Origin of the sequence: Marinobacterium jannaschii DSM 6295 (genome assembly GCF_000620085.1) — a bacterium.
Classification (GTDB): Bacteria; Pseudomonadota; Gammaproteobacteria; order Pseudomonadales; family Balneatricaceae; genus Pontibacterium; species Pontibacterium jannaschii.
Genome location: NZ_KK211064.1, coordinates 232,272 through 250,487, shown reverse-complemented (window position 1 = coordinate 250,487; position 18,216 = coordinate 232,272). Strand labels below are relative to the sequence as shown.

At 58.0% G+C, this 18,216-nt stretch carries 14 protein-coding genes; 9 read left to right on the top strand and 5 right to left on the bottom strand.

What is annotated here, in order from left to right; translation table 11 throughout:
• Window positions 1–9: 9 nt before the first annotated feature.
• A complete protein-coding gene (locus tag Q354_RS0117010) occupies window positions 10–681 on the top strand; it encodes a DUF1028 domain-containing protein (protein ID WP_027858644.1) in 672 nt (223 codons plus the stop codon).
• A 38-nt stretch (window positions 682–719) separates the two neighbouring features.
• On the opposite strand, the gene Q354_RS0117005 is transcribed toward Q354_RS0117010, so the two are convergent.
• On the bottom strand, window positions 720–1,232 hold the full coding sequence (locus Q354_RS0117005) for a cyclic nucleotide-binding domain-containing protein (protein ID WP_027858643.1): 513 nt from the start codon (window positions 1,230–1,232) through the stop codon (window positions 720–722).
• Window positions 1,233–1,609: 377 nt separating this feature from the next.
• On the opposite strand from Q354_RS0117005, the gene argE reads away from it, so the two are divergent.
• The 6 genes from argE (at window position 1,610) to Q354_RS0116980 (ending at window position 8,669) form a co-directional block, all read left to right on the top strand.
• Window positions 1,610–2,767: an acetylornithine deacetylase gene (gene argE / locus Q354_RS0117000; protein WP_027858642.1), complete on the top strand. Its 1,158-nt coding sequence runs from the start codon at window positions 1,610–1,612 to the stop codon at window positions 2,765–2,767.
• A 135-nt stretch (window positions 2,768–2,902) separates the two neighbouring features.
• Window positions 2,903–4,327: an APC family permease gene (locus tag Q354_RS0116995; protein ID WP_036230331.1), complete on the top strand. Its 1,425-nt coding sequence runs from the start codon at window positions 2,903–2,905 to the stop codon at window positions 4,325–4,327.
• A 497-nt stretch (window positions 4,328–4,824) separates the two neighbouring features.
• On the top strand, window positions 4,825–6,219 hold the full coding sequence (locus Q354_RS0116990) for an aminotransferase (RefSeq protein WP_027858640.1): 1,395 nt from the start codon (window positions 4,825–4,827) through the stop codon (window positions 6,217–6,219).
• A 446-nt stretch (window positions 6,220–6,665) separates the two neighbouring features.
• Window positions 6,666–7,472 (top strand): hypothetical protein, encoded by an 807-nt coding sequence (locus Q354_RS26265; protein WP_156948404.1) that lies wholly within the window; start codon window positions 6,666–6,668, stop codon window positions 7,470–7,472.
• Between the two features lie 295 nt (window positions 7,473–7,767).
• The gene (locus tag Q354_RS29035; RefSeq protein WP_211252276.1) at window positions 7,768–8,067 is read left to right on the top strand and encodes an REP-associated tyrosine transposase; all 300 of its coding nucleotides are present in this window, start codon (window positions 7,768–7,770) and stop codon (window positions 8,065–8,067) included.
• 71 nt (window positions 8,068–8,138) lie between these two features.
• Window positions 8,139–8,669: an REP-associated tyrosine transposase gene (locus tag Q354_RS0116980; RefSeq protein ID WP_027858639.1), complete on the top strand. Its 531-nt coding sequence runs from the start codon at window positions 8,139–8,141 to the stop codon at window positions 8,667–8,669.
• A gap of 162 nt (window positions 8,670–8,831) precedes the next feature.
• Here Q354_RS0116980 and Q354_RS0116975 read toward each other — a convergent pair whose 3' ends face one another.
• Both Q354_RS0116975 and Q354_RS0116970 read right to left on the bottom strand, forming a co-directional pair.
• A complete protein-coding gene (locus tag Q354_RS0116975) occupies window positions 8,832–10,913 on the bottom strand; it encodes a molybdopterin oxidoreductase family protein (protein ID WP_027858638.1) in 2,082 nt (693 codons plus the stop codon).
• 266 nt (window positions 10,914–11,179) lie between these two features.
• Window positions 11,180–13,273: a methyl-accepting chemotaxis protein gene (locus tag Q354_RS0116970; RefSeq protein ID WP_027858637.1), complete on the bottom strand. Its 2,094-nt coding sequence runs from the start codon at window positions 13,271–13,273 to the stop codon at window positions 11,180–11,182.
• A gap of 723 nt (window positions 13,274–13,996) precedes the next feature.
• Between Q354_RS0116970 and Q354_RS0116965 the strand changes: the two genes are divergently transcribed.
• Window positions 13,997–14,674, top strand: coding sequence for a TorF family putative porin (locus Q354_RS0116965; RefSeq protein ID WP_027858636.1), 678 nt, complete (start codon window positions 13,997–13,999; stop codon window positions 14,672–14,674).
• Window positions 14,675–14,811: 137 nt separating this feature from the next.
• Here Q354_RS0116965 and hisD read toward each other — a convergent pair whose 3' ends face one another.
• Both hisD and Q354_RS0116955 read right to left on the bottom strand, forming a co-directional pair.
• Window positions 14,812–16,131, bottom strand: coding sequence for a histidinol dehydrogenase (gene hisD / locus Q354_RS0116960; RefSeq protein ID WP_027858635.1), 1,320 nt, complete (start codon window positions 16,129–16,131; stop codon window positions 14,812–14,814).
• 54 nt (window positions 16,132–16,185) lie between these two features.
• Entirely contained in the window at window positions 16,186–17,085 is a 900-nt protein-coding gene (locus tag Q354_RS0116955; protein ID WP_027858634.1) for a LysR family transcriptional regulator, read from the bottom strand.
• Window positions 17,086–17,188: 103 nt separating this feature from the next.
• Between Q354_RS0116955 and Q354_RS0116950 the strand changes: the two genes are divergently transcribed.
• On the top strand, window positions 17,189–18,136 hold the full coding sequence (locus Q354_RS0116950) for a DMT family transporter (protein ID WP_051560227.1): 948 nt from the start codon (window positions 17,189–17,191) through the stop codon (window positions 18,134–18,136).
• Window positions 18,137–18,216: the final 80 nt, after the last annotated feature.

The window sequence follows — 18,216 nt, the reverse complement described above, 5'->3', positions numbered from 1 at the left end:
GAGCCAACCATGACATTTTCCATTGCGGGCATCTGCCCGGATACCGGCATGGTCGGTTGCGCTATCACCTCCTCCAGCATCAGTGTCGCCAGCCGCTGCGCCTTTGTCCGCAGCGGTACCGGTGTGGCCCTGACCCAGAATATTACCAACCCGGACCTGGGTCCGCTGGCGCTGGACCTGCTGGCAGAAGGCCAGTCACCGGCTCAGGTGATGAAAGCCCTGGCTGAGGCCGACAGCGATGTGCAGTGGCGTCAGCTGGGCGTCCTTAACACCCGAGGTGAAGGCACGACTTTCAGTGGCGAACAGGCGCTGGGGATCTACGCCACCGCCGAAGGCAATAACTGCATTGCCATGGGCAACCTGCTGGCTAACACCGCCGTGCCCCAGGCGATGGTCGAGGCCTTTGAAGCCAGCAGCGGCCACCTGGCCGAACGCCTGCTCAGCGCCCTGGAAGCGGGCCTTACCGCGGGCGGCGAACTGGGCCCGATTCACTCCGCTGGCCTGCTGATGGCGGCAGAACCAAAGTGGCCGGTGGTCGACCTGCGGGTCGACTGGCATATCGAGCCGATCACCGAGTTACGGATGGTATGGCAGAACTACCAGCCGCAGATGCAGGCCTATATCACCCGCGCCCTGGACCCGGCCAACGCCGAGTCCTATGGCGTACCGGGCGACGAGTAATCGCCTCATCAGTCCCATCAGCCCCTTAGCGTCCCGCGCTAGGGGGCTTCTTTTTTCTGACCAACACCAAGCCAGCCGGTACTGTCGCCGATCACCGCTTCCAGCATATTGATCTCGCGCGACAGCTCCCGCGACAGGTTGATCATCAGCAAGCCAAACTCGGCGGGAAAGTCGAGGTGGAACTGGAAGAACTGATCACTACTGATCTGCAGCACCAGGCTGTCCTCAAACGCCACTTCCACGCCATTACTGGGAAACAGCCCGATCATCACATCGAAGCCCATCTGGTCGCCGCTGCGAAAGTGGCGCGTCAGCACATCATGGTTATCGCAGTGGCGGTAGTAACCCACATCCCCCTGCAACACCACATAGAAGCCCCCGGCCATCGCCGTCGAGACATCCTGGTTTTCCCCCTTGCGCCGCGACGTCACTTCACCCTGCTCGATCAGGGCGCGGATCGCGGTATCCGACAGGGCACCGAAGGTCGCCAGCTCACGCAGGTAGTCAAAGCCCAGGGATTCAATCACCGCTGCAGAATTCTCTGTTTTCATTGCTCAGCCCCCAATGGCATCAGCTTAAGTATATAAAGCGCCGTTCGGCTGGCAGGCAAAGGGTTGCCGCTGGCATCAAAAGGCGCACAAAAAACCGCTTTAAAGCCCCGATTCAACCCTCCTCGCCTGAGGATCGGTTTTATAAAAAATAAAAGCCATGCTGGCCGAACCATTCTTAATATTTTGTTTTATATATATTTTTTAAATTAAAACCGAGATTCCAAGACGATTCTGGAAACCCTGAATAGATTTTTATAATCCATTTGAAAAATTAATAATATTTTAAGAATGCAGGGCATCTGCCTATTCTGGATTTCGTTGCTAGTGCCGCGCCGATGGCGCCGCAAGCACCCCAGAAAGAACAGACCGGAGATACCATGGCTAACCCCCTGACCCTCGATATTCTGCGCCAGCTGATCGGTTTCGATACCACCAGCGCCCACTCCAACCTGGAGCTGATGGCCTATGTGCAGCAGTACCTCAGCAGTCATGGCGTCGAAAGCCAGCGGGTGTATAACGAGGAAGACAGTAAAGCCAACCTCTACGCCACCATCGGCCCGGCCGATCGCGCAGGTGTAATGCTCTCCGGCCATACCGATACCGTACCGGTCACCGGCCAGCACTGGACCCGTCCGGCCTATGAGCTGACCGCAGCAGATGGCCGCTACTACGGTCGCGGCAGCACCGATATGAAGGGCTTTATCGCCGTGGTACTGGCCGCCGTGCCGCAGATGGTACAGCAGCCCCTGCATACGCCGATCCACCTGGCCTTCTCCTATGACGAAGAGATCGGTTGCGTCGGCGTGCGCCGCCTGATCGATACCCTGCAGGGTCATCCGCTGAAGCCGGCGGTCTGCATCATCGGCGAGCCGACCAACATGCAGGTGGTCACCGCCCATAAGGGCAAGCTGGCCGCCCGGGTGACGGTGAAAGGTAAGGAGTGTCACTCCGGCATGGCGCCGCTGGGCGTCAATGCCATCAACTATGCCGCCCGCCTGATCGGCTGGCTGGAACGCCTGGCACTGGCGAAGAAGACCGAAGGCCCGTTCGAGCAGGGCTACGACATCCCCTACAGCACCGTACACACCGGCACCGTGCAGGGTGGCACCGCGCTGAATATAGTGCCGAACCACTGCAGCTTCCTGTTTGAGATCCGCAACATTGCGGCGGAAGACCCGCACCAGCTATTGCAGCAGTTCCGTAGCTTCGCCGACCGCCTGGAAAGCGAGATGCAAGCGGTGGCGGCGGAATGCGCCATCGAGATCGATATCACCACCGAATATCCGGGCCTGAGCACCGCCGACGATGCCGAGGTGGTGGCTTTCGTGCGCAACCTCACCGACAACCCGGCGAAGGGCAACATCAACTTTGGCACCGAGGGGGGCCTGTTCAGCCAGGTGCTGGGTATCCCCACGGTCGTCTGCGGTCCCGGCAGCATGGACCAGGGCCATAAGCCCGACGAGTTTATCGAGGACAGCCAGATTCAGCAGTGCGAGGCCTTTGTGCAGCGCCTGATTAAACAACTTAGTGCTTAACACGCCCCCGGCAGGAGGAACTGAGGATATACAGAGCAAAACACTAACAGAGCAGGTCAGGTATCCGTTTTTAGCGGATACTGAATACAAGCTCACCTGAGGCAAAAAATATAAAAACCCAATCAGGAGCGAAAAATGTCTGACAATGCTACCTACGTTTCGGGCGCCGACCAGATGAAACAAGAACAGAAAAGCGGCTTCAATCGCGTCTTGGGACTGGGTTCCCTGCTCGCCGTTGCTGTGGGTCTGGTGGTCTCCCAGGGCGTCATGGTTCTGATGCTGCAGGGTGCAGGTATCGCCGGGCTGGGATTCATTATCCCATTGGCAATCGGTTTTATCCTGGCGTTGACCTATGTCTTCTCCTTCTCTGAACTGTCCCTGATGATTCCCCGCGCGGGCAGTCTGAGTAGCTATACCGAGGTGGCGATCGGCCACTTCCCCGCCATCCTGGCGGTATTCTCCGGCTATGTGGTGGTGGCGATGTTCGCCCTTTCCGCCGAGCTGTTACTGGTCGATTTTATTATCGAGAAGATCTATCCGGGCATGTTCCCGCAATACAGCGTCGGTTTTGGCCTGCTGGCCATCTTTACCGCGCTTAACCTGATGGGCATCGACGTCTTCGCCAAGCTGCAGTCCGCGCTGGCGTTTATCATGGTCGTTGTGCTGCTGATCCTGGGCCTGAGTGCCGTCACCGGCGTGGCCAACCCGCACCCTGAAGGTATCGACCTGACCGCCAACTGGAACCCGCTGGGAGGCGAAGTGATCACCCTGGTGGCGCTGGCAATCTGGGGTTACGTGGGCGCCGAGTTTGTCTGCCCACTGGTTGAGGAGTCTAAAAATCCGGAGCGCAATATTCCCCGCGCTATGACCATCGGCGTGACCGTGATCTTCGTCACTATCGCCATCTACTGCCTGGGCGCGCTGTTCTATATCCCGGCTGATGACCTGGCGGGCTCTACCCTGCCCCACTACGACTTTGCCAAAGCCGTGTTCGGCGATGCCGGCCTGACCTTCCTGGCGGTGGCTGCAGTCACGGCTACCTGCAGTACCGTAAACACCTCGCTGGCAGCCATTCCCCGGATGCTGTACGGCATGGCGAAAAACGGCCAGGCCTTCCCGCAGCTGGCGAAACTGAGCTCGGGTAACAAAACGCCTTGGGTCGCGGTACTCTTTACCGCTGCGGTTACCGGCCTGCCGATGCTGATCATGCGTGATAACCCGGATGCGATCGGCCTGCTGCTGATCTCCGCCGCCATCGCCTGGCTGCTGGCGTACATCATCACCCATATCAACGTGGTGGTACTGCGTAAGCGTTATCCGGACCTGAAGCGTCCTTACAAGACACCGTTCTACCCGCTGCCACAGATCATCGGTATCGCCGGTATGATCTACGCCGTGATCTACGCTTCCCCAGCGCCTGAGCTGAGCGAGCAGATCTTTACCGCCACCGGTGTGGTGCTGGGTGTTGTTTCGGTGATCGGCGTGTTCTGGGTCAAAGTGGTGATGAAGAAGAAGCTGTTCACGCCGGAACCGATCGAAAAAGTACTGAATGCAGACTGATCGTCCAGCGACCGTGGCCTGAAAAACCACTGCGGTCAGAACTCCCCAAAACGGCGCCCCAGGGCGCCGTTTTTTATGCCCGTGCTTTCTATCAAAGTCCTATGTAACTGCGGGTAAAAGCCGCCAGGCGCGCCACCGCTCTCTGTAAATACCCTGCAAACGCCTGGGAGTGCCCGGCTGCGCTTTCCACAACACCGCCATGACCGCCACCACTATCGTCCGCCAGGCCGCAGCAGCCCGCCGAAGCAGCCCCCAGCCACTAAACTTATCAGGGGTAGCGCACACAACTGACGGCCCCTTATAGACGTTTTCATCCCGGACAAGCCCGCTGCTTGCTGGCCGATGCAGCGCAAAGCCCCCAACGGCGGCACCTACAGCCTGCATAGAAATTAGTAATGCAATCGAGCTAAAAATTATATTTTACTGATAACTGGCGACTGATTAGTGTGGATATTGTGAAACGGCATGAAAACAAAAACTGAGGAGCATTCCCGAAAATGTCAGATAACAAACAGATCAATATGCAGGAAGTGTGGCAGCAGGACAAAGACCACTACGTTCATCCCTGGACTGACTTTTCAACCTTCAAAGAAACCGGCTCTATGGTGCTGGCCGACAGCGACAACGTCCATGTCAAAGATGGTGAAGGCCGCGAGTACCTGGACGGCATCGGCGGTCTTTGGTGCGTCAACATCGGTTATGCCCGCAAAGAGATGGCCGACGCCATTGCCGATCAGATCATGCAGATCCCGTACTACTCCAGCTTCGGTCACCACACCACCGTACCGGCAGCCCAGCTGGCAGCCAAACTGGCGGAGCTGGCACCGGGCAACCTGAACCACGTGTTCTACGGTTGCGGCGGCTCAGTGGCGAACGACACCGCTGTCCGTATCATCCACTTCTACTTCAACCAGCTGGGTAAGAAGAGCAAGAAGAAGATCATCTCCCGCATCGACGGCTACCACGGCAGCACCTATATGGCGATGTCGATCACCGGGGTGAAATTCGACCATATCGGCTTCGATATCGAAGAGGAGCTGGTACACCATATCTCCTGCCCGAACCCATACCGTCGTCCAAGCAGCCAGAGCCTGGAAGACTTCTGTGACGAGAAGGTACAGGAGCTGGAAGACAAGATCCTCGAACTGGGGCCGGACAATGTTGCCGCCTTCTTCGCCGAGCCGATCATGGGTGCCGGTGGCGTTATCGTACCGCCAGAGGGTTACCACAAGCGTACCCTGGACGTCTGCCGCAAGTACGGCGTGCTCTACATCTCCGATGAGGTGGTAACCGCCTTCGGTCGCCTGGGCCATATGTTCGCCTCCGAAGACGAGTTCGGCATCGTGCCGGACATGATCACCTGCGCCAAGGGCCTGACCTCCGGTTACCTGCCGCTGGGCGCCACCATCATGTCTGACGATATCTACGAGGTGATCAGCAAGCCACAGGCAGACGGCGCCCTGTTTACCCACGGCTACACTTACTCCGGTCACCCGGTCAGCTGTGCCGCCGGGGTGAAGAATATCGAAATCATGGAACGCGAAAATATCTGCGGCCATGTGAAGGATATGGGTGCTTACTTCGAAGAGCAGGTCAAAGGCCTGATCGACCTGCAGATCGTCGGTGATGTGCGCGGCCGTAAGTTCATGATGTGCATCGAAAACGTCGCCAACAAGGAAACCAAGGAACTGATCAACCCGGATGCCAAGGTCGGTAACCGTATCGCCGACCACTGCCAGGCCCGTGGCCTGATCGTACGTCCGCTGGCGCATATGAATGTACTGTCACCACCGCTGACCCTGACCAAGGAACACATCGACTTCCTCGTGGCCACCCTGCGTGAAAGTATCGAAGCCACCATGGACGACCTTAAAGCCGAAGGCTTTATCTAACGGCTTCCGGGCCACTGCTCACAGGTCTTCATCCCGGTGTGCGCAGATACCGGGATGATACTCCCCCTACAGTTATCGCCGCGGCAACTGGCCAGACCCGCAGCGCTGACTGACTCCAGCCCAGATGGCACTCCGCATACCGTCCCGGGCAGCAGCACCATTAACCGGTTGCGCAACGGGCTTTGCAGGCCCCGTTGTGGTTAATGCGCCTTCTTGCTGTGCTTTCTTCGAGGGGTCCTATGCCCCTCTTTTTTACTATTTTCGCTTTTTCCCCGCGCCAACGCATAAGCTGACGTTGTTCACACTTACATCATGCTGGCGGGATACCTCTGTTGGGATTCGTACCTCATCCCAACCTACGGCTACCACTCCTCTCGTACCAAATGATCCAACGGCCAACGCTGGTTTCAGCCATCTATTGCTGCTAGATTCGCGCTAGAGTGACAGTGATTGGAAGCAACGGATTACATACACAAGGAAAGAGTATGTTTAGTATTTTCAGGACAAAGCCCCTGCTATCTGAAGAGGATCTGGAGTTTCAGATCGCCACCTACGGCTGGTTACTGAGGAACTTTGGCCAGCAGCATTTCCATAACAACGCCAGCTTGATACTGCCAACCCGCGAGTTCTTCCCTTCAGAGGTAACCAGCGCCGACGAAGCCTCTATCGAAACCTTTAACAGGGTGAAACGTTATGCGGGCATGGAGCACTGGCCCTGCACCCTGGTTGCCCAGGAAGAAGATGTATCACCACGCATAGCACCGACCGTTGCGATCCAAAATAAACCCAATGGCCCACTGGGTACCTTTCAGGCCGCGCCAGAAAGCGGCGTAACGATCAGCTATAACCCATCACTCACCGCCCAACCGATGCAGCTCGTGGCCACCCTTGCCCATGAACTATCACACTATCTGACCAGTACCGCAGCTGAAGCACCGCCGGGCGGCTGGGATAACTGGGAATTTGCGACCGATATCACCGCCACCTTTCTCGGCTTCGGAATCTTTATGGCCAATTCGGCTTTCAACTTCAGGCAATACACCGACTCAGATTCCCAAGGCTGGCAGGTAAGCGGCAGCGGCTACCTGTCAGAAGCAGAACATATCTTCGCTCTAGCGATCTTTTTAAAGCTTAAGGGTATTCCGCTAACAGAGGCCCAGAGCCATCTGAAACCGAGCTTAAGAAAACCACTTCGAAAAGCTGCCAAAGAACTTTCTAGTTTAATGATTATTGATAATCAACTAACGAACTAGAAAACAAACAGGCCCTACCCCTAAAATCATAACTACAACCAAAATAGCATCTAACATAAATTATGGAATATCCAGGCGAGAAGCTAGCCCTAAAAATGTGGGATACTCTTATAGAAAAAGGTATCGGTTCATTACTGGCTCCATGGCATGAAAAAAGAATGGCTCAAGCTCGTATAGAGATACGATGCAGTGAAATGCTACTTTTAGCCCGTAGGTTGGGATGAGGAACGAATCCCAACAATATACGACCTCCGGCCCGATCAAAGATAAGACAAACTTCACAAGGATGTGAATTATGCGATATCGCCGCAGCACACAGGCGGGTGCCTGCTATTTCTTTACCGTCAATCTGGCTGATCGGCGCCAGGATCTGCTGGTACGTCATATTGATCTTTTGCGGACCACTTTAAGGCAGGTGAAACAACGCCACCCTTTTAAGATAGAGGCCATGGTAGTGTTACCGGATCACCTACATAGCATCTGGTGCTTGCCCTCAGAAGATGCCGACTACGCCAGACGCTGGCGGCTAATCAAAGCGGCTTTTTCCAGGGAACTACCAAATGAGGAACATATATCAGCCCGTAGGTTGGGATGAGGAACGAATCCCAACAATATACGACCTCCGGCCAGATCAAAGATAAGACAAACTTCACAAGGATGTGAATAATGCAATATCGTCGCAGCACCCAGGCGGGTGCCTGTTACTTCTTTACCGTCAATCTGGCGGATCGCCGCCAGGATCTTCTGGTACGTCATATTGATCTTTTACGGGCCGCCTTCACCAAGGTAAAGCGCCGTTATCCCTTCCATATCGATGCAGCAGTGGTTTTACCCGATCACCTTCACACTCTCTGGACCCTGCCCGAGGGTGATGCTGATTTTGCCAAACGCTGGCGATTGATAAAAGTCGCGTTCTCCCGGGAGCTTCCCCAGGATGAGCAAATCTCAGCCAGCCGTCGATATAAAGGTGAGCGGGGTATCTGGCAGCGGCGCTATTGGGAACACCTGATTCGTGACGAACAGGATTTCAGGAACCATCTCGATTACATCCACTTTAACCCGGTCAAACATGGCTGGGTAAATCGCTGTACTGATTGGCCTTATTCAAGCTTTCATCGTTATGTCGCCAACGGATTTTTATCCGAGGATTGGGGAGTTGAGGAGAGTTTTGATCAGGGCCTCTGTTTTGGCGAATAAGGCAGGGCTGTTGGGATTCGTACCTCATCCCAACCTACGGCGAGTTTCTCCCTTGAAGCGGGCTTTGGTTTATTCGCACTGAGGAACGGTTGGGGTTCGTGCCTTATCCCAACCGATTTCCAGCCCAGGCAGCTGATCTAATACCCGGGCTGGCTGAATTAATTAACCGCTCTTCTCAATCCACACCTTAGTATCGTGGAATACCGCGCCGCCGTTGGGCAATGCGGCTTCGGCGCTGACCAGGGCGTTGATACCGAGGCCATCGACAAAGGCGTGGTTAGGCCAGATCCCTTCGACAATCACCACATCGGGCTGCACGCCTGTAAACGGCTTGGCTGCGACGCGGATTTCTCCGTGCTGATTGCCAAGGGTGACCAGCTCCCCTTCGCTGACACCTAAGGCTTCGCAACGCTGCGGGTTGATCAGTGCCTGCGGTTGCTTCTCTTTTTTCAGCGAGCCGGGGGTTTCGGTGAAGCTGCTGTTGAGGAAGGTTCGGGCCGGGGCTGTCACCAGGCGGAAGGGGTGATCGCTGTCGGTTTCATCGGTGAGTTCGGCATGGTCCGGCAGGGTCGGTAGCGTGCCGCTGTGATCGCCCTGGGCGGCCCAGTCGGCATAGAAATGGAAACGGCCGTCGGCATGGCCGAAGCCATTGAGGCAGTGGGCCTGCTCAAAGTCCGGGGCCAGGTCGAGGCCTTTCATGGTGTGGATCTCATCACTGGAAGGCAGATCGCCATTGGCCAGGGCCTGATCCACCAGTTCCAGTGCTGAACGCTGGAACAGTTCATGTTCGACACCTAAGCGCCGTGCCAGCTCTGACACTACTTGATGGTTGCTGCGACACTCGCCCAACGGCTCGATCACCTGCTTGCTGACCTGCAGGTGGGTATGGCCACTGGCGGTATAGATATCGTCATGTTCCAGGAAGGTGGTGGCGGGCAACACGATATCCGCCATGGCGGCGGTTTCGGTCATCATCTGCTCATGCACCACTACAAACAGGTCGTCACGCATAAAGCCCTGACGCACCTTGGCGGACTCCGGCGCGACGATGACCGGATTGGTGTTCTGGATAAACAGAGCCTTCACCGGGGGGCCATCACCAAGGTCCTGCGGGTCGCCGGTCAGCACCGGGCCGATTCGGGACATATCCAGCTCCCGTACCTTGGGATCACTGAGCTGCAGCCCGTGCAGATAAGCGGCATCCATTGGCTTGTAGATCTCGCCATGACCATAGAGGGCACCGCCGCCCTGGTGCTGCCAGGCACCGGTGAGCACCGGCAGGCAGCTAACCGCATGCATGTTGGAGGCACCGTTGCGGGAACGGCTCATACCGTAGCCGACGCGCATATAGCTCTTGCCGGTAGAGGCGTAGAGGCGGGCAAAGGCGATGATCTGCTCGACGCTGAGGCCGGTGATTCCGGCGGCCCATTCGGGTGTTTTAGCGGCCAGATGCTCAAGCACCGCCGAATCAAAATCGCTGTAGCGCTCGAGGTAGGCCTGGTCCTGCAGACCCTCCTTCAGGATCTGGTGCATCACCGCACAGGCCAGGGCACCGTCGGTGCCGGGACGCAGCATCAGGTGCATATCCGCCTTACGGGCGGTCGGGGTCTCATAGGGATCGACCACCACCAGCTTAGCGCCCTTCTTCGCCGCCTTGGCGATATGGGTCATCACATTGATCTGGGTATGCACCGGGTTGCCGCCCCAGACCACAATCAGTTCGCTGTCGACAATCTCACGGGCATCGACGCCGCGCTTAGCGCCGACCCCGGCCTGCCAGCCAGCGTTGGCGATGGAGACACAGATAGTCTCCTTCTGCCGCGAATAGCCCATGGCATGGCGCAGGCGATGGGCCGCGCCGCGATGGGCCCAGCCCATAGTGCCGGCATAGAAGTAGGGCCAGATCGCTTCACTGCCATCCTCGGCTGCAATTGCCTTAAAGCGCTCGGCGATGCAGTCCAGCGCCTCATCCCAGCTGATCGGTTCAAAGGCTTCGACACCCACGCCCTTGGCACCGACCCGTTTCAGCGGCGTCATCAGGCGCTCGGGGTGGTGTACCCGCTCGGCATAGCGCGCCACTTTGGCGCAGATCACACCGTCGGTATAACTGTTGTCTTTGCTGCCATGCACCCGGCCGATGGTCTGCGAATCGATCTTCTCGACCTCCAGCGCACAGGTGCTGGGACAGTCGTGGGGACAGACTGCGTAGTGACGGTTATCTTTGCTTTGCTGGCTGCTACTCATCGCCTGACTCCAAGGGATTGATGCCGGTGCTGACAGGGAAGATCGCTTCCAGGGCCAGCGCAATAGGGGCTCTAATTTAGCCTATTTAGCCACGGGCGGACACCGGCTGACTGCAGGCGCTGTGGATAGAAACCCGGCCTACACTCAGCGGCAAATCTTTCCACAGCCATTGTCTCCAGCGGCTGCCTGTTGATAAAAAACACGCTAACAATTACCCACAACCCGATTCCGGACAGCGCCTCCCGAACCGGTTGTGGATATCTAATTCAGTAGCGGAAGCGACTGATCTGGCTGTCCAGTTGCTGTGCCAGCCGGGACAACTCGGCACTGTGCTGATCGGACTGTTCCGCCCCCTGCACCAGCTCGGCAGCAACATCGCGAATCGCGGTCAGGCTTTCGGTGATCGATTCCGACACCGCATATTGCTGTCCGGCGGCGCCGGCGATCTGGGTCGCCATATCGTCCACCAGTCCCATCGAGCTGACCACTTTGTTCAGCCCCTGAGCGGTGCTTTCGGCCTGATCGATACACTGCCGGGCGGTACTTTCACCCCGGCGCATCGCCGCCACCGCCCCGGCGGAGTATTGTTGCAGGGCTTCAATCAGTTGCTGGATCTCGGTGGTGGATTGCTGGGTCTGGCCCGCCAGGGTCCTGACCTCATCGGCGACCACGGCAAAACCACGGCCGGCATCACCGGCCCGGGCCGCTTCGATGGCGGCGTTTAGTGCCAGCAGGTTGGTCTGCTCGGAGACACCGCGGATCACTTCGACAATCTGGTTGATATCCTGGCTCCGCTGTTCCAGCTGATTGATCACCCGTGCCGCTTCCGCGACCTCTTCCGTCAGTGAACGCACCACTTCCAGGTTCTCATCCACATGGGCGGCACTGTTATCCACCGCCGCGCGGGCATTGGCGGTGGCGCTCGCCGCCTGTTCGGCATTAGCCGCGACCTCCTGGGCATTGGCCGACATCTCGGTTACCGCCGCTGCTACCTGATCCAGCGCCTGGCGTTGCTGCAAAATTCCGGTCGCGGTGGCAGTGGATATCTCGGCACTCTGTCCTGAGGCCTGTTGCAACTTGCCAACCTCAGCGGCGACGTCACTGACGATCTCATGGGTCTTGTGGATAAACTGATCCAGTCCCTGGGCCAGGCTGCCGATCTCATCGTTGCGCTGCAAGGCGATCCGTTTGGTCAGGTCCCCCTCCTGCGAGGCCAATGCCACCACCTGTCCCGCCACGGCGGAAACACTGCGACCGATAGAGCGGGCACTGAGGGTGACCACCGCCAGCCCCAGCAACGCCAGCAGTAATCCGGCCAGGGTCTGGCCCTGCAGGCTATCGCTGAACAGCAGTGCAACGGCGTCGCGGATCTGGCCGGAAGCCGCCAGGGCGACCTCTGCCGGCAGGTCCACCACCAGCGTCCACTGGGCATTAATGCCCGCAATCTGTATCGGCTGCACCACCCGGAACGCCGAACGGCCCGCCTGCTGGCTCAGGCTGACACCAGCGGTGGCAAAGCGCAGCGAACTCAGGGCGGCCACCGGATCGAGGTGATCGGAATCCGCCGCCAGCACCTGGCGCTGGCTGAAGATCCTGACCCGGCCTTGGCCCTGATAGAGACTCTGATCCAGCCCCTGCGCCAGTTGCTGCAGGAAGCTCAGCTCGGTATCCACACCCGCCACCGCCACCACCTTACCGCGATAACGGATTGCGGCGGTCAACGAGGTCCCCAGCATCTGCTGGCCGTTCGCCTCCCAGCTAAAGGGTTCGGCGATACAGTTTGCGGCGCTTTCCAGCGGACAGTAATACCACTCGGTCTGGCGGCTGCCGTTATCCAGCCGGGTCGGGTTATAGATGTCTCCCTGGCTGATCGGCTCCACAGCCACCGCCTCGCCATCACGAAACCAGTAGGGGGCAAATTGACCGTTTTCATTCGAGTGCGCACCCTGATTACGGAACTGGCGGTCGGCAGTATCGATCGCATCCGGCTCCCAGACGATAAAAGCCCCACTCAGGTTAGGGTGGCGCTGCAACAGCGCGCCGATCAGCTGGCTCAGCGGCTGTCGTTCGATCTGCACCGGGCCGCGTATTTCCAGTTCAGCTTCCAGCGTATCAGCCAGGTAGCGCGCCAGCCCCATCCCAGCGGCCAACTGCTGGCCGATATCGGCCGCCTGGCTGCGGGCCTTGGCCAGCAGCAGTTCAGTCACCAAAGGAGACAACTGTTGATCCATCTGGCTGTCGAGCTGTTTCTGGGTTTGGCTGGCGTACCAGAGGCTGACACTGACGACGGCAACAATAGCCAGCAACAGGCTGCTGCCGGTAATCAGGGCAATGCGCAAAGAGATAGAGCGGGATTTCATTCCGGGACGGCCTTTGTGGTCAAAACTGTCGCTACGCGCCTGCCGGTGCGGCTATCTCGCAGCGATAAAAAAGCGCCTGATCACAGGCGCCAAAACACGCTGGAACGCCAGCGACAGAGGGTCTCTTTACCGGACAGGGTCGGCGCAGAGATCAAAGCAAACACCGTCAGCAGTATCTGACTGACAGGCGCTTCTGCGCACAAGGAAACAGGAGGGATTCAGGATATATATTCACAGGCACACCTTTTCCTTTTTATTATCGGGTGCAAGCTGATGTGGATAATTTCAACAACAGCCTCAGAACAGAACTTAACTAATTTATACGCTATCAAAAACGTCATTAAAAGATTAATGGATGCGAATTTTTTAATGCCATGAATAGGATTTACTGATAGCCCTGATCTAAGTTAACAATTCGAATAAACCTATAATCACTCCAAATAAAACAACAACTTAAAAACAAAATGATATCCAGCCAATATTCCCAAAAATCGCACCGCACAACACAGCTACGAGATAGTTAAACCTTTATATCAAAAATTCTCTGGATAGATTTTTAGGATACAGGCGATATCTTTTTAATATTTTACGGCTTGATCAATATCCTCTTTCATATCTGTTCTTTTAAAACCCAACAGCCGGAAATCAGATCAATAAATAACGTCCATACAGGGGCACTGTTGATTTTCCGGAGCTGAATCTAAAAATAATAAGGACCCGAGCATGAAATTGAATTGGTTAGCACCTCTGGTATTGCTGACAGCGGCGGGCGCCGCACAGGCAGTAGAAGTCTCCAGTACTGCCACCTTCACAACCGACTACCGTTTTCGCGGTGTCTCCCAGACCTCCGGTGATCCGGCGGTGCAGGCCAGCCTGGATGCCGGTTTCGATCATGGTATCTATGCCGGTATCTGGGGCAGTAACGTCAACTTCGGTGACAGCGACAACGCCAACCTGGAACTGGACTACTATGTCGGCAAATACGGTGATCTGACCGAATCCATCGGCTATGACGCTACGCTCTACTACTTCCAGTATCACGGTTATAACGACGGTACCGATATCGACTTCTTCGAGGTTGATCTGCGCCTCAGCTACAACGACTTCACCGCGCTGTATGCCTATGCACCGGACTATGTGAACAGCAACGATGACTACCACTATGTGGCACTGGATTACTCCACCGCTGTGACGGAAGGCGTTAACCTGGACCTACACGCCGGTTACACCTTCGGCGATGCCTACGAAGATAACGAATACTCCGATTACTCTGTCGGCGTCTCCGGCAGCGCTGCGGGCCTGGACCTGTCTCTGGCTTACCTGTTCAATGACCTGAAAGGCAGCACCACCAGCGACCTGGATGACAACACCCTGATATTCAGCGTCTCGCGCACCTTCTGATCGATCCAGACATCGGGTCTCCCCTTCGGCCCGATACCCGGTTCAGGAAAAAGAAACGCCAGCCTGTTGCCAGGCTGGCGTTTTTTATTGCTGTTTCTATAGCCGCTTTCCAGCTACTTCGTCACCTAAGACAAAACTCAGAGATAACGCTTACGCTTCTCCGATACAGCGGCGGCATGGGCATCAAATCCCTCATAGGTCGCCAGACGATGGGCCTGCTTCGCCAGCTCCGGATAGCCGGATTCGGTAACGTAGGCGACCGACATAAACTTCATAAAATCATGTACCGACAGCGGCGATACGGTTTTTGCCGCCGCGGAGGTTGGCAGCACCGCATTACAGCCGAGGACAAAGTTGCCCAGGGTGCTGGGCGAGTGCGGCCCCAGCAGGACTTCACCGGCATTCTTCACCCGGCCCAGGTACTGCCAGCCATCCTGGCTGAGGATCTGCAGGTGTTCCGGCCCATAATCGTTAATAAAATCGAAGGCGGCATCGTTATCGGCCGCCAGTACAACGCCACCCATCGGGCCGCACAATACGGTGCTGGAGAACGCCACCCGCTGTTCGCTCATCTCAGCCCAGTGCTCCGGCAGGGCACGGATCGCCGCTTCTGCGACCTCAGGACTGGTAGTCACCAGGTAAGCGGAGGAATCCGGGCCGTGCTCGGCTTCAATCAACAGGTCCAGCGCCGCCAGTGCGCCGTCGACGCTGGCATCGGCAAAGACGATCGATTCCGAAGGCCCGGCCGGAATACCCGGATCGAGGCGGTCTGCCAGCAGGCGTTTGGCGGCCACCATCCAGGGGCTGCCGGGACCGACGATCTTACTGCAGCGAGGCAGAGTTTCAGTGCCATAGGCCACCGCCGCGACCGCCTGGGCACCGCCGCATTTGTACACCTCGGTGATACCCGCCTCTTTCGCCGCCACCAGGGTCGCGGCATCGACGCTGCCATCCGCTCCCGGCGGGGTGACAATGATCGCCCGCTCAACCCCGGCCACCACCGCCGGAATCGCATTCATCAGCACCACAGAGGGGAAGGAACCCTTACCCCGGGGCACATAGCAGGCCACCGATGGGATCGGCAGGAAGCGTTCACCGACAAAGGCACCGCTGCGGATCTCCTGCATGGTCATCTCGCCCGGTTTCTGCGCCTGATGGTAGCGGCGGATATTGTCGGCGGCGTAGCGGATCGCTTCCAGGGTATCGGCGTCGACCAGCGCAGCGGCGGCCTCAAACTCGGCTTCGGAGACCCGCAGCTGCTCAGTGCTGATAGCCGCACCATCGAAGCGCTGGGCGAACTCCACCAGCGCCCGGTCGCCCTGCTGGCGTACCTGATCGATGATCGGGGCAACCTGCTGCAGGTAGGGCGCGAGATCGGACTCGGTACGCTGTAGCAGCTGTTCACGTTGTTCGCCGGACAGCTGATCCAGCTGCCAGAAACTGATATTAGCGGTCATATTTCTGCTCTCAAGTGGTATTCAGTTTTCGGGGGGCGGCGTAGCAGGCTCGGCTCAGAGCAGTTGCTGACGCCATTCAGGTTGTTGCAGGCGCTGGGTAAACCAGTCCAGCGCCTGGCCCTTGCCGGAACGACGCCAGCAGGCAAAAAGGTCGATATGACAGTCACGGTGTTCCACCCGACGTTCCACCAGCTCGCCGCTGGCCAGTTGGGCGGCAACGAAGTAACGCGGCATATAACCGGCGGCAATGCCACATAGCAGCGCTTCGCGCTGGGCAAACAGGTCCGGTACCGTCAGCTGGTCGGTGCGAGGCATCAGGCTGCTGCTTTCCGGTTGCAGCAGGCGACTGCTGTCACCCGAGTCCACCAGCCGGTAGGCCTGAATCTGTTCCGGCCGCAGTGGCTCGGGCAGGCTGGCCAGGGGGTGGCTGGCCGCCATCACGAAGATCAGTTGGCGGCGGCCGATCGGCACATGGTTGACGTCGACCTCATGGGGCGGCTGGCCGCTGGCCCCCAGCACCAGGTCGGCGCGCTTGTCATAGAGTGCATCCCAGGTGCCGGTATAGACCTCGCGGCTGATGCGGATGCGGGTGCCGCTGTTGAGGGCGTAGAAGTCGCCGATCCAGCGATACAGCACTTCGCTGCGCAGCATATTGGTGAAGGCGATACGCAGCTCCGCCTCCCAGCCCTCCGCGACCCGGTGTACCCGGGCGTAGAGACTCTCATGCAGGCGCAGGATCTCACGGCCATACTCCACCGCGGCCGCGCCTGCCTCGCTCAGGCGCACCCGGTAGCTTTGCCGGTCGAGCAGTGGCTGACCCAGCTCCTGCTCCAGTTGCCGCACGGCGTAGCTGACGCTGGAGACGGTGATGCCCTGCTCGGCGGCCGCGGCAGAGAGGCTGCCACAGCGCTCGATGGCGATCAGTATGTTGAGGTATTCCGCTTTCAGTGCCATCTGTTAAAAATCCGAAAGAGTTGTACAAAGTCCTCTGCTTATCTGGCCCGGCGGTGCTGCCTAGAATGGCATCACTTCCAACCCGCTACAGAGGTGCAGTGCTATGTCCCACGCCCTGGCCACCCGCCAGTCCTCCAGTCACACCAGCCTGATCGGCAGCGCTAACCTGCTGATTGCCGCCATCGCCTGGGGTGGCATGTACGGCGTCAGTCAGGTGGCGCTGCAATCCCTCGATCCCTATGCCATGACTACCCTGCGTTACGGTGCCGGTGCCCTGCTGTTCTGCCTGTTGCTGTGGCTGAAAGAGGGCCGCACGGCCTTTCGCTACGAGGGCCAGTTCCTACGCCTGTGGCTCTATGGCAGCTGCGGCTTCTGCGGCTTCAGCATCCTGCTGTTCCATGGCCTGAAGCATGCCCCGGCCGAGCATGGCGCGGTAATCGCCTCGCTGATGCCGCTGATCAGTGCCCTGATCAGCTGGTTGCTGCACGGCAAGCGCCCCGATGGCAGCACCCTGCTCTGCACCCTGATTGCGATTGCCGGGGTGGTGCTGGTGATCTCCCGGGGCGAGCCAGCCAACCTGTTGCAGCTGGATGCCGTCAAGGGCGACCTGATGATCATCCTCGGTGTCAGCTGCTGGGTGGTGTTCTCGATGGGCCTGGGCAGCCTGCAGGGCTGGAGTTCCAGCCGCTATACCGCGCTCTCCTGCTGTGCCGGGCTGATCACCATTGTCGGTGCCAACCTGATCGCTACAGCGGTCGGTGTCGCCGCCCTGCCAACACCCGAACGGGTCGCACCGGTGGCCTTTGAGATGGGCTACCTGATCCTCGCGGCGGGGGTGCTGGCGGTCTCCTGCTGGTCTAACGGTGTAGCCCGGATGGGCGCGATCAACTCCCTGCTGTTTATGAACCTGATCCCGGTCTCGGCCTTTGTCATCGCCTTCCTGCAGGGACGCAGCATCGACCCGACCGAGATCTACGGCATGTGCCTGGTGATCCTGGCGCTGCTGGCCAACAACCTGCTGCCACGTATCCGCCGGCGTAGGTTGGGATGAGGTACGAATCCCAACACATCGGTCTCGAGATTCACTCTGCAAACCCAGGTTATGTTGGGTTGTCGCTACGCTCCGTAACC

Excerpts from the sequence above, each read along its gene's own strand:
- Q354_RS0117010 (WP_027858644.1), top strand. The coding sequence starts at position 10 with ATGACATTTTCCATTGCGGGCATCTGCCCGGATACCGGCATGGTCGGT.
- Q354_RS0117005 (WP_027858643.1), bottom strand. The coding sequence starts at position 1,232 with ATGAAAACAGAGAATTCTGCAGCGGTGATTGAATCCCTGGGCTTTGAC.
- argE (WP_027858642.1), top strand. The coding sequence starts at position 1,610 with ATGGCTAACCCCCTGACCCTCGATATTCTGCGCCAGCTGATCGGTTTC.
- Q354_RS0116995 (WP_036230331.1), top strand. The coding sequence starts at position 2,903 with ATGTCTGACAATGCTACCTACGTTTCGGGCGCCGACCAGATGAAACAA.
- Q354_RS0116990 (WP_027858640.1), top strand. The coding sequence starts at position 4,825 with ATGTCAGATAACAAACAGATCAATATGCAGGAAGTGTGGCAGCAGGAC.
- Q354_RS29035 (WP_211252276.1), top strand. The coding sequence starts at position 7,768 with ATGCGATATCGCCGCAGCACACAGGCGGGTGCCTGCTATTTCTTTACC.
- Q354_RS0116980 (WP_027858639.1), top strand. The coding sequence starts at position 8,139 with ATGCAATATCGTCGCAGCACCCAGGCGGGTGCCTGTTACTTCTTTACC.
- Q354_RS0116975 (WP_027858638.1), bottom strand. The coding sequence starts at position 10,913 with ATGAGTAGCAGCCAGCAAAGCAAAGATAACCGTCACTACGCAGTCTGT.
- Q354_RS0116970 (WP_027858637.1), bottom strand. The coding sequence starts at position 13,273 with ATGAAATCCCGCTCTATCTCTTTGCGCATTGCCCTGATTACCGGCAGC.
- Q354_RS0116965 (WP_027858636.1), top strand. The coding sequence starts at position 13,997 with ATGAAATTGAATTGGTTAGCACCTCTGGTATTGCTGACAGCGGCGGGC.
- hisD (WP_027858635.1), bottom strand. The coding sequence starts at position 16,131 with ATGACCGCTAATATCAGTTTCTGGCAGCTGGATCAGCTGTCCGGCGAA.
- Q354_RS0116955 (WP_027858634.1), bottom strand. The coding sequence starts at position 17,085 with ATGGCACTGAAAGCGGAATACCTCAACATACTGATCGCCATCGAGCGC.
- Q354_RS0116950 (WP_051560227.1), top strand. The coding sequence starts at position 17,189 with ATGTCCCACGCCCTGGCCACCCGCCAGTCCTCCAGTCACACCAGCCTG.